The organism is Pseudomonas sp. GL93 (assembly GCF_003408955.1).
In the GTDB taxonomy this organism is placed as follows: Bacteria; Pseudomonadota; Gammaproteobacteria; order Pseudomonadales; family Pseudomonadaceae; genus Aquipseudomonas; species Aquipseudomonas paracarnis.
Map to the genome: position 1 here is coordinate 127,427 of NZ_NKRF01000057.1, position 12,003 is coordinate 139,429.

A 12,003-nucleotide genomic window follows, 5' to 3' on the forward strand; every position below is an offset into this window, starting at 1 on the left:
AGTGTTACAGCGCTGTCAGGCGATTGGCCCGCGCGGGTAGCGTTTAAGCCTCTGCATCAGCTCGGCACCGGGGATCGGGCGGTCGAACAGGTAGCCCTGGCCCACGTCGCAACGATGCCGGCGCAGGAACGCCAACTGCTCAGCGGTCTCGATGCCTTCGGCCACGACCTTGAGTTTGAGGTTGTGGGCCATGGCGATCACCGCCGAGGTGATTTCCATGTCGTCCTGGTTGTCCGGGATTTCGTGGATAAAGCTGCGATCAATCTTAATGATGTCGATGGGGAATTTTTTCAAGTAGCTCAGCGACGAGTAACCGGTGCCGAAGTCGTCCATCGCCAGGGTCAGGCCGAAGCTCTTGAGCTGGTCCAGTTGCAGACGCGTATCTTCAGTGGCTTCCAGCAGCAAGCCTTCGGTCAACTCCAGCTCCAGCAGGTTGGCCGGCAGCTGCTCCTCCTTGAGGATGGTGGCAATCGAGGACACCAGGTCCGGGTCGGAGAATTGCTTGGGCGACAGGTTGATGGCCACCTGCAAGTTACCCAGGCCTGCGGCCGTCAATTGCCGGCTCATGCGGCAGGCCTGGCGCGCGATCCATTTGCCGATGGGGATGATCAGCCCGGTTTCTTCAGCCACGCTGATGAACTGGTCGGGGCGGATCATGCCCTTTTCCGGGTGGTTCCAGCGCAACAGCGCTTCCATGCCCAGCAGGCGACCGCTGCGCAGGCACAGCTTGGGCTGGTAGAACACGTCCAGCTCGTTCTGGGTCAGGGCACGGCGCAGGTTGTTTTCTACAAACAGCTTGTAGCTGGCCTCGGCATTCAGGGCTTCGGTAAACACTTGTACCTGGTGCTTACCGTTGGCCTTGGCCTTGTGCAGGGCCAGCCCGGCGTTGCGCATCAGGGTTTGTGGGTCGCGACCATGCAGCGGCGCGCAGGCCAGGCCCACGGAACCGGTGACGCTGATCAGCTGGTTGTCGACGAACATCGGCTTGTCGAGGGTGGTCAGCAACTGGCTGGCCACCTGCTGGCCGGTCTCAAGGTCGGCGTCGTCCAACAGCACCGCGAATTCGTTACTGGCAAAGCGTGCGAGGCTGCCGCCGCTGCTCAAGCTGTTGCGCAGGCGGCGTGCCAGGCTGATCAGCAACTTGTCGCCGGTCTGGTGGCCGAGGCTGTCGTTGATGCGCTTGAAGTTGTCGATATCCACCAACAGCAGGCTGATCGGGCTGTCGCTGTCGCGGGCAAAGCGCTCGTCGAGGTTGCGAATGAACGCCGGGCGATTGCCCAGGTTGGTCAGGTTGTCGGTGTAGGCCAGGCGTTCGATGCGCTGCTGCGCCAGCTTGGTCTGGGTGATGTCTTCGTAGATGCCGATGTAGTGGGTCAACTCGCGGTTGTCGCCATACACCTTGGAAATCGACAGCTGGCCCCAGTAGGGTTCCAGGTTTTTGCGGCGGCTCTTGAACTCACCTTGCCAGCTGTTGCTTTTGGCCAGGGCCGAAGGCGCGTCGAAGAGCAATTCGCTGAGGTTCTCCAGGGCCGGCAGTTGGGCCAGGCGATGGCCGTGGACTTCTTCGGCGCTGTACTGGGTAATCGCGGTGAAGCTGGGGTTGACGTACTCCACCACGCCGTCGCAATTGACCAGCAGAAATGCGTTTGCGCTTTGTTCCACCGCCCGCTGGAACAGATGCAGGGCACTGGTGGCGGTACGGCGGTTGTGGTTGTTGATGACCTGGGCGAACTGGTCTGCCAGCTCGCCGGCGAACGCGATCTCATCGGACTGCCAGGCGCGCGGGCTGCCACCTTGCTCCAGGCACAGCACGCCGACCACCTGGCCGTCGACACGGATGCTGGCGTCGAGCATCGCGTGGATGTCCTTGGCGCGCAGGCTTTCGGCCATTTCCCGGGTGCGTGGGTCGCGCAGGGCGTGGGTGGCATCGATCGCACGGCTGGAGTGCAGGGCTTCCAGGTAATCCGGGAAGCCGCTGGCATCAATGGCTTCAGGCAGATGGTGTTGTTGATCGGCGCGGTGGTAGGCGGAGATCGGTACCAGATGATGGCCTTCGAGGTTCCAGATGCTGGCGCAGTCGATCTGGTAAATGTCGCAGGCGCTGCGCGTGATCAGTTCAGCCGCTTCTTGCAGGGAGTTGGGCGTGGTGTAGCGTTGGCGCGCCAGCAGCAGGATCAATTCCTGCTGGGCACGTACCCGCTCCAGGTGTTGCAACTGTTCTTGCTGCGCTCGCTGGTTGAGCTCCAGGGCGATTTGCAGGCGGCTGTTCTGGTTTTCCAGGTCGGCGGTCGGGGCGGGCGCGCTGGTCTCGCTGAACAGCCCCTCGACCACCATCAGGTAGCCGCGCACCAGGTGGCGGTTGTGTTGTTTGTAGGCCTCGCCCATTTCCAGCACGCTCAGCGGGCCGTCATGGGTGTGCAGGGTATAGCGCACCAGATAATGGGGGCTGTGGGCCAGTTGTTGCTGGATCGCATCGTGCAACTGGTAGCGCGCCTGGGGTTCCATCAGGCTGGCGTAGGGCGTGCCGATCAAGGCGCAGAGTTCAACCGCCGGCAGGCCGAACTGGCGTTCGCAATTGGGATCGAGGTAGAGCAGGGCCCAGCTTGCCTCATTAAGCCGCTCGAAACGCAACATACCGAGGCGCGAAGGCACCGGTAATTGCGTCACTACCTCGGCCGCCATACGGGCGACATCGGGTTGGCTTTTCATGGGGAAACTCGCTTGGGAAAATGCGCACTGCGCTGGGCTCACGCCCTCTTGACTGTCGACTGCGGCAAGGTTGCATCATGCAGCACGCAGTGACAAGAGAGGATGAAGGCTAAGTGCTATAGCCTGTTATCGGCCGCGCGAGGGATTTCTGTAATTGGGGTGATCGGTGGTGCGTTGACGCAGGTACGGTCGCGTGTGGCGAGCAAGCTTGCTTGCGCTGGGCTGCGTAGCGGCCCCAAAAACTTGGGAGCGCTTCGCGCCCCAGCGGGAGCAAGCACCCTCGCCACAGCAAGCTCGCTCCTACAGAAAAAACAGGCAAAAAAAGCCCCGCCAAGTGGCGGGGGTGAGGGACGAGCGTGGCGCTCGGAAATCGGTGTGGCAAGGGCCTTCCCGGTAACAGGAAAGCCCTGTGACTTACAGCAGGATGGTGCGGATGTCGTTCAGCAGCTGGCTGAGGCGCTGGGTGAAGCGCGCAGCCGCGGCGCCGTTGATCACGCGGTGATCGTAGGACAGCGACAGTGGCAGCATCAGCTTGGGTTGGAACGCTTTGCCGTCCCACACAGGCTGGATGGTGGCCTTGGACACACCCAGGATCGCCACTTCTGGCGCGTTGACGATTGGCGTGAAGCCAGTGCCGCCAATGTGGCCGAGGCTGGAGATGGTGAAGCAGGCGCCCTGCATGTCGTCCGGGGTGAGCTTCTTGTCGCGGGCCTTGGCAGCCAGCGCAGCCGCTTCGCCAGCCAGTTGCAGCAGGCTCTTCTGATCGACGTTCTTGATGACCGGTACCAGCAGGCCATCCGGAGTGTCGACGGCAAAGCCGATGTTGACGTACTTCTTGCGAATGATCGCCTTGCCGCTTGGCGCCAGCGAGCTGTTGAAGTCCGGCAGTTCCTTGAGCAGGTGCGCGCAGGCCTTGAGCAGCAGTGGCAGTACGGTCAGCTTCACGCCGGCCTTCTCGGCCACGGCTTTCTGCGCAACGCGGAACGCTTCCAGGTCGGTGATATCGGCCTGGTCGAATTGAGTCACGTGCGGGATGTTCAGCCAGCTGGCGTGCAGGCCTGCCGCGCCGATTTGCATCAGGCGGGTCATCGGCACTTCTTCGATTTCGCCGAAACGGCTGAAATCCACGGTACGGATCGGCGGAATGCCCGAACCACCGGTAGCGCCGCCGGCAGCCGGAGCTTCCTTGGCTTTTTGCATCATGGCTTTGACGTAGACCTGCACGTCTTCCTTCAGCACACGACCGTGAGGGCCGCTGGCTGCAACAGCGCTCAGCTCGACGCCGAATTCACGGGCCAGCTGACGCACGGCTGGGCCGGCGTGCACCTTGGCACCGCTTGGCGCAGGTGCGGCAGCCGCAGGGGCCGGTGTGGCCTCGGCTTTTGCAGCAGGTGCTGGGGCAGCAGCGGCCGGAGCGGCTTCAGCCTTGGCAGCCGGAGCAGCCGCCGGTGCTGGAGCGGCTGCTGGGGCAGCCCCTTGTACTTTCAGCTTGAGGATGAAGTCACCAGTGCCGACTTCGTCTTCCAGCTTGACCGCGATGCTTTCCACTACGCCGGCAGCCGGCGATGGGATCTCCATGGAGGCCTTGTCGGACTCCAGGGTGATCAGCGACTGGTCGGCTTCGACGGTGTCGCCGACCTTGACCAGCAGCTCGATGATCTTGGCCTTGCCCGACGAGCCGATGTCCGGGACGTGAATGTCCTGGACGGTGGCGGCGGCAGGTGCAGCAGCCGGTGCAGCAGCCTCGGCAGCGGCAGGCTTTTCAGCAGCAGGTGCGGGGGCAGCGGCGGCCGGGGCGGCGGCCGCAGGGGCTGCATCAGCAGCGCCTTCGATTTCCAGCTCCAGCAGTTCGTCGCCTTCTTTCAGGCGGTCGCCCAGCTTCACTTTCAGGCTCTTGACCACGCCGGCCTTGGGAGCAGGGATTTCCATGCTCGCCTTGTCCGACTCCAGGGTCAGGATGCTCTGGTCGGCTTCGACGGTGTCGCCGACCTTCACAAACAGCTCGATTACTTCACCTTCACCGCTGCCGATGTCAGGTACGCGAATGAGTTCGCTCACAAAAAATCTCCTCAGCAGTCCAGTGGGTTGCGTTTTTCCGGGTTGATCCCGAACTTGACGATAGCGTCAGCCACCACCTTGGGTTCGATCTCACCACGGTCAGCCAAGGCTTCCAGGGCTGCCAACACCACGAAGTGACGGTCGACTTCGAAGAAGTGACGCAGCTTCTTGCGGCTGTCACTGCGGCCGAAACCATCGGTGCCCAGGACTTTGAATTCCTTGGACGGGACCCACTGGCGAATTTGTTCAGCAAACAGTTTCATGTAGTCGGTAGAGGCAATGACTGGACCTTTACGGCCGGCCAGGCACTCTTCAACGTAGCTCTTGGCTGGCTTCTGGCCAGGGTGCAGGCGGTTGCTGCGTTCCACGGCCAGGCCGTCGCGGCGCAGTTCGTTGAAGCTGGTAACGCTCCATACGTCGGCACCTACGTTGAACTCGTCACGCAGGATCTTCGCCGCTTCACGCACTTCACGCAGGATGGTGCCGGAGCCCATCAGCTGTACGTGGTGCGCCGCTTCCTTGGTGTCTTCTTCGAGCAGGTACATGCCCTTGATGATGCCTTCCTCTACACCGGCCGGCATGGCTGGCTGCTGGTAGGACTCGTTCATCACGGTGATGTAGTAGAAAACGTCCTGCTGCTCTTCGGTCATCTTCTTCATGCCGTCCTGGATGATCACCGCCAGCTCATAGCCGTAGGTTGGATCAAAGGTGCGGCAGTTCGGGATGGTGGCAGCCAGGATGTGGCTGTGACCGTCTTCGTGTTGCAGGCCTTCGCCGTTCAGCGTGGTACGGCCGGCGGTGCCGCCGATCAGGAAGCCACGGGTGCGGCTGTCGCCAGCGGCCCAGGCCAGGTCGCCGATACGCTGGAAGCCGAACATCGAGTAGAAAATGTAGAACGGCAGCATTGGCTGGTTGTGGCTGGAGTACGAAGTACCGGCAGCGATGAAGGAGCTCATGGCGCCTGCTTCGTTGATGCCTTCTTCGAGGATCTGGCCCTTCTTGTCTTCCTTGTAGAACATCACCTGGTCTTTATCGACTGGCTCGTAGAGCTGGCCGACGGAGGAGTAGATGCCCAACTGACGGAACATGCCTTCCATACCGAAGGTACGGGCTTCGTCCGGGATGATCGGGACGATGCGCGGGCCGATTTCCTTGTCCTTGACCAGCTGCGCAAGAATACGCACGAAGGCCATGGTGGTGGAGATTTCACGGTCGCCCGAGCCGTCAAGGATAGCCTTGAGGGTGCTCAGGTCTGGCGTCGGTACGCTGAAGCTGTTGGCGCGGCGCTGTGGCACGAAACCGCCCAGTGCACTGCGACGCTCGCTCAGGTAGCGGGCTTCGGCGCTGTTTGGCTCTGGCTTGAAGAACGGCAGGTTCTCCAGCTCTTCGTCCTTGACCGGAATGTCGAAGCGGTCGCGGAACAACTTCAGGCTGTCGACATCGACTTTCTTGGTGTTGTGCGCGGTGTTCTTCGCTTCGCCGGCACCGGTGCCATAACCCTTGATGGTCTTGGCCAGGATGACGGTGGGTTGTTCTTTGTGGTTGACCGCTTCGTGGTACGCCGCGTAGACCTTGTACGGGTCGTGGCCGCCACGGTTGAGCTTCCAGATCTCGTCGTCGGACAGGTCGGCAACCATCGCCTTGAGTTCAGGCGTGTTGAAGAAGTGCTCGCGAACGAACGCGCCGTCTTTGGCTTTGTAGTTCTGGTACTCGCCGTCGATGACTTCGTCCATGCGACGTTGCAGGATACCGTCGACGTCCTTGGCCAGCAGTGGGTCCCAGAAACGGCCCCAGATGACTTTGGTCACGTTCCACTGAGCGCCGCGGAACACACCTTCGAGTTCCTGGATGATCTTGCCATTGCCGCGAACCGGGCCGTCGAGGCGCTGCAGGTTGCAGTTGATGACGAAGATCAGGTTGTCGAGCTTCTCGCGGCCGGCCAGGGAGATGGCGCCCAGGGATTCCGGCTCGTCGCACTCGCCGTCGCCCAGGAAGCACCAGACTTTCTGCTTGCCTTCAGGGATGAAACCACGGGCTTCCAGGTACTTCATGAAGCGTGCCTGGTAGATCGCCTGGATCGGGCCCAGACCCATGGAAACGGTCGGGAACTGCCAGAAGTCAGGCATCAGCCAAGGGTGCGGGTAGGACGACAGGCCCTGACCGTCGACTTCCTGGCGGAAGTTGTTCATTTGTTCTTCGCTGATGCGACCTTCCATGAACGCACGGGCGTAGACGCCTGGCGAGGTGTGGCCCTGGAAGTAGATCAGGTCGCCGCCGTGTTCGTCGGTCGGGGCCTGGAAGAAGTAGTTGAAGCCGATGTCATACAGGGTTGCGCTGGAAGCGAAGCTGGAGATGTGACCGCCCAGGTCCGAATCTTTCAAGTTCGTGCGCATTACCATCGCCATGGCGTTCCAACGTACCAGCGAGCGAATGCGGCGTTCCATGAACAGGTCGCCAGGCATGCGTGCTTCGTGGGTAACGGGGATGGTGTTGCGGTATGGCGTAGTGATGGCGTATGGCAGTTGCGAGCCGCTGCGGGTCGCGAGTTCGCCCATACGGGTCATCAGGTAGTGAGCACGGTCTTCGCCTTCTTTGTCGAGAACCGATTCCAGGGCGTCCAGCCATTCCTGGGTTTCGACGGGATCGAGGTCTTGCATGGCTTGCTCCAGGGCGGAAAGGCTACCAGAATCGGTTGCCTGAAGTTTGCGACTGGCCTTGTGGGCAGACGACATAAATTCTTGGATGGCCGAAGGTTGCTTCGGCGTCCTGTAGTTTTACTACAAATCGTCGGCCATTTCAGCCTTTCGAATGTATATACGAGTAGTAAAACTACACAAGACTGAGCGTATGGCTCGGTCTTGCTGGTGAGCATAATCGTTATTGTTGGTCTATTGCGAACAAGAAAAGGTGAAACTTTGATGTTGCCTGCCAAGATTAATTTAATTTCAGCTATTTATAACCTTTGTTCGACAGTCCTTCACCGAGCATGGCTCTTGCCTTCACAACTACACGCCATTTACACGCCGATCAAGGATAGACCATGAGCCTTCCAACGCTGGCCGCACTGCCGGCCATTCTGTTGCCTTACGCCCACCGGGCCGAGCAGTCATTTCGTGACGCGGTGGCCGCGCTGGACGACGATCATGGCCTTTCTGCGTGGACGCCGCAACGGTGGGCGGACTTCGCCCGCGTGTGCGCTGCCAGTGATTTCGTCATTGAACAGAGTGTTCGTGACCCTTTGATGTTGCTGGAGCTGGTGGCTTGGGGCGAGCTGGACCGCGGTTTTGCGCCCGGCGAGCTATGCAGCCAGATAGCCGGTGCCGTGCAACAGGCCGAAACAGAAGATGAGCTGGGCCGTGTGCTGCGCCGCCAACGCACGCGCCAGCAGGTGCGCATCATCTGGCGCGACCTCACACGCCAGGCCGACCTGGTGCAAACCTGTCGCGATCTGTCCGACATGGCCGACGCCTGCATCGACCAGGCCTATCAATGGCTGTACCAGCGCCACTGCGCCCAGTTCGGCACGCCGACCGGCGCACGCAGCGGCGAGGCACAGCACATGGTCATCCTCGGCATGGGCAAGCTCGGAGCGGTGGAGCTGAACCTGTCGTCGGATATCGACTTGATTTTCGCGTATCCCGAAGGCGGTGAAACGGTGGGCGTGAAGCGCGCCCTGGATAATCAGGAGTTCTTTATTCGCCTGGGTCAAAAACTGATCAAGGCCCTGGACCCGATGACCGTCGACGGTTTTGTCTTCCGTGTCGACATGCGCCTGCGCCCCTACGGTTCGGCCGGCGCCCTGGTGCTGAGCTTCAACGCGCTGGAGCAGTACTATCAGGACCAGGGCCGGGACTGGGAGCGCTACGCCATGATCAAGGCGCGGGTGGTGGCCGGCGACCAGGTGGCTGGCGCGCAACTGCTCGACATGCTGCGCCCGTTTGTCTATCGCCGTTATCTGGACTTCTCGGCCATTGAAGCGCTGCGCACCATGAAGCAACTGATCCAGCAGGAAGTGCGGCGCAAGGGCATGGCCGACAATATCAAGCTGGGCGCGGGCGGCATTCGTGAGGTGGAATTTATCGCCCAGGCATTCCAGCTGATCCATGGCGGCCGCGACCTCAGCCTGCAGCAACGCCCGCTGTTGAACGTGCTGGGCACGCTGGAAGGCCAGGGTTATTTGCCTGCGGCGGTGATCAGCGAGCTGCGCAGTGGTTACGAGTTCCTGCGCTACACCGAACATGCGATCCAGGCGATTGCCGACCGTCAGACGCAAATGCTGCCGGACAGCCCCGAAGACCAGGCGCGCATTGCCTTTATGTTGGGCTTTGGTGACTGGGCGGCGTTCCATGAGCGCCTGATGTACTGGCGTGGTCGCGTGGACTGGCACTTTCGCCAAGTGATTGCCGATCCTGATGAAGAAGAGGGCGAAGAAAGCGAATTAGTGGTCGGTGGTGAATGGTTGCCACTGTGGGAGGAATCCCAGGATGACGACGCTGCGTGCCGCCAACTGAGTGAAGGCGGTTTCACCGATGCCCCCAAGGCCCTCAAGGCCTTGGCCAGCCTGCGTGCCAGCCCGCAGTTGCGCGCCATGCAGCGCCTGGGGCGTGAGCGCCTGGATGCGTTTATCCCACGCCTGCTGGCCCAGGCCGTTGAACATGCCAACCCGGACCTGGTGCTGGAGCGTGTGTTGCCGCTGGTGGAAGCCGTGGCCCGGCGTTCGGCCTACCTGGTGTTGCTGACCGAGAACCCCGACGCCCTGCGTCGCCTGCTGACATTGTGCGCGGCCAGCCCGTGGATCGCCGAACAGATCACCCGTTTCCCGCTGTTGCTGGATGAGTTGCTCAACGAAGGCCGCTTGTTCAAGCCGCCGCTGGCGCCGGAACTGGCCGCGGAGTTGCGCGAGCGCCTCACGCGCATTCCCGAAGATGACCTTGAGCAACAAATGGAAGCCTTGCGCCATTTCAAACTGGCGCACCGCCTGCGGGTGGCCGCTTCCGAAATCGCTGGCAGCCTGCCGTTGATGAAAGTCAGCGACTACCTCACCTGGCTGGCCGAAGCCATTCTTGAACAAGTGCTGGCCCTGGCCTGGCGCCAGACGGTCGCCCGTCACGGCTCGCCGCAGCGACTGGACGGCACCCTGTGCGATCCTGGGTTCATCATTGTCGGTTATGGGAAAGTCGGCGGCATCGAACTGGGGCATGGTTCGGACCTGGACCTGGTGTTTATCCATGACGGCGACCCCCAGGCCGAGACGGACGGTGCCAAGCCGATCGATGGCGCGCAGTTCTTTACACGCCTGGGCCAGCGCATCATTCACCTGCTGACCACCCAGACCAACTCCGGCCAGCTGTATGAAGTGGACATGCGCCTGCGACCTTCCGGCGCATCCGGCTTGTTGGTGAGTTCTCTGGGTGCGTTTGATCGCTATCAACAAAATGAAGCCTGGACCTGGGAACATCAGGCCCTGATCCGCGCGCGGGTGCTGGTGGGCAGCCAGGATGTGGGCCAGGCGTTCGAGCAGGTACGGGCTAACGTGTTGGGGCGTGAACGGGACTTGGAGAAGCTGCGCCAGGAGGTCAGCGAGATGCGTGCCAAGATGCGTGACAACCTGGGCACCAAGGCCACGACGGCCGGCAGGGGCGCCAATGCCTTCGAGGCCACGGCGCTGTTCGACCTCAAGCAGGACGCCGGAGGTATCGTCGATATTGAATTTATGGTGCAATACGCGGCTTTGGCGTGGTCTGCGCAACATCCATCGTTGCTGCGCTACACCGACAATATCCGCATTCTGGAGGGCCTGGAGCAGGTCGGGCTGATGCCCGCCGCCGATGCCCATTTGCTGCGTGAGGTGTACAAGGCCTACCGCTCAGCCGCGCACCGCCAGGCTTTGCAGAACGAGGCCGGTACGGTAGCCGGGGATCAGTTCGCCGACGAGCGGCGACAGGTGATGCGAATCTGGCAAGCGCTGGGCTTAAATTGAAACTCGACTGATTGGCGACGCCAATTTTTATATGGGATGCGGATTAATGTGGGAGCCGGGCTTGCCCGCGATGCAGGCGCCTCGGTTTATCAGTGATACCGAGGTGATGCAATCGCAGGCAAGCCAGCGCCCACATAAAGATGCTCCCTGGCGCACCGCGATCTACAGTCATTATCGAGGCGGGGGGGGATAGGCCTCCCCGCATCGTTTGTGGAAACTACATGAATATTCTGATCGTTGGGCCCAGTTGGGTCGGTGACATGGTGATGGCACAGACACTGTTTCAGTGCCTGCGCCTGCGCTATCCAGACTGCCAGATCGACGTGCTCGCCCCTGAGTGGAGCCGGCCGATCCTTGAGCGCATGCCCGAGGTGCGCAAGGCCTTGAGCTTTCCGCTCGGCCACGGCGCCCTGGAGCTGGCGCCCCGCCGACGCATCGGCAAGTCCATGGCCGGCCAGTACGACCAAGCAATCTTGCTGCCTAACTCGCTGAAGTCGGCGCTGGTGCCGTACTTTGCCGGTATCCCCAAGCGCACCGGCTGGCGCGGCGAGTTTCGCTATGTGCTGCTCAATGACGTGCGCACCCTGGATAAAGCCCGTTACCCGTTGATGATCGAACGCTTTATGGCTTTGGCCCACGAGCCGGGCGCTGAACTGCCCAAGCCGTACCCGCGCCCCAGCTTGCAGATCGACCCGGTGACCCGCGACGCGGCACTGGCCAAGTTCGGCCTGACCCTGGATCGGCCCGTATTGGCCTTGTGCCCGGGCGCCGAATTTGGCGAGTCCAAGCGCTGGCCGTCGGAGCATTACGCCAAAGTCGCCGAGACGAAGATCCGCGAAGGCTGGCAGGTGTGGTTGTTCGGCTCCAAGAACGATCATTCGGTGGGTGAAGACATTCGTCAGCGCCTGATCCCCGGTCTGCGTGAAGAGGCGGTGAACCTCAGTGGCGACACGTCCCTGGCCGAGGCCATCGACCTGTTGTCGTGCGCTGACTCGGTGGTGTCCAACGATTCCGGCCTGATGCATGTGGCGGCGGCGCTGAACCGTCCGCTGGTGGCCGTGTACGGCTCCACATCCCCAGGCTTCACTCCGCCGTTGGCCGACAAGGTCGAAGTGGTACGCCTGGGCCTGGATTGCAGCCCGTGCTTTGACCGTACCTGCCGTTTCGGTCACTACAATTGCCTGCGCCAGTTGCTGCCCCAGCCGGTAACCGATGCCCTGCAGCGTTTGCAGGGCGACGTGGTCGAGGTTCATTGA

5 protein-coding genes are annotated in these 12,003 nt (G+C 61.6%); 2 read left to right on the forward strand and 3 right to left on the reverse strand.

Annotated features, from left to right (window positions below; genetic code table 11):
- Positions 1-15: 15 nt before the first annotated feature.
- From CER19_RS09475 to aceE, 3 genes are all read right to left on the reverse strand, one after another.
- Entirely contained in the window at positions 16-2,709 is a 2,694-nt protein-coding gene (locus CER19_RS09475; RefSeq protein WP_116666228.1) for a bifunctional diguanylate cyclase/phosphodiesterase, read from the reverse strand.
- A 414-nt stretch (positions 2,710-3,123) separates the two neighbouring features.
- Positions 3,124-4,767, reverse strand: coding sequence for a dihydrolipoyllysine-residue acetyltransferase (gene aceF, locus CER19_RS09480; RefSeq protein ID WP_116666229.1), 1,644 nt, complete (start codon positions 4,765-4,767; stop codon positions 3,124-3,126).
- A gap of 11 nt (positions 4,768-4,778) precedes the next feature.
- The gene (gene aceE / locus CER19_RS09485; protein ID WP_116666230.1) at positions 4,779-7,424 is read right to left on the reverse strand and encodes a pyruvate dehydrogenase (acetyl-transferring), homodimeric type; all 2,646 of its coding nucleotides are present in this window, start codon (positions 7,422-7,424) and stop codon (positions 4,779-4,781) included.
- A gap of 383 nt (positions 7,425-7,807) precedes the next feature.
- On the opposite strand from aceE, the gene glnE reads away from it, so the two are divergent.
- A complete protein-coding gene (glnE, locus tag CER19_RS09490; protein WP_116666231.1) occupies positions 7,808-10,747 on the forward strand; it encodes a bifunctional [glutamate--ammonia ligase]-adenylyl-L-tyrosine phosphorylase/[glutamate--ammonia-ligase] adenylyltransferase in 2,940 nt (979 codons plus the stop codon).
- A gap of 221 nt (positions 10,748-10,968) precedes the next feature.
- A complete protein-coding gene (gene waaF / locus CER19_RS09495; RefSeq protein ID WP_116666232.1) occupies positions 10,969-12,003 on the forward strand; it encodes a lipopolysaccharide heptosyltransferase II in 1,035 nt (344 codons plus the stop codon).

Excerpts from the sequence above, each read along its gene's own strand:
- CER19_RS09475 (WP_116666228.1), bottom strand. The coding sequence starts at position 2,709 with ATGAAAAGCCAACCCGATGTCGCCCGTATGGCGGCCGAGGTAGTGACG.
- aceE (WP_116666230.1), bottom strand. The coding sequence starts at position 7,424 with ATGCAAGACCTCGATCCCGTCGAAACCCAGGAATGGCTGGACGCCCTG.
- glnE (WP_116666231.1), top strand. The coding sequence starts at position 7,808 with ATGAGCCTTCCAACGCTGGCCGCACTGCCGGCCATTCTGTTGCCTTAC.
- waaF (WP_116666232.1), top strand. The coding sequence starts at position 10,969 with ATGAATATTCTGATCGTTGGGCCCAGTTGGGTCGGTGACATGGTGATG.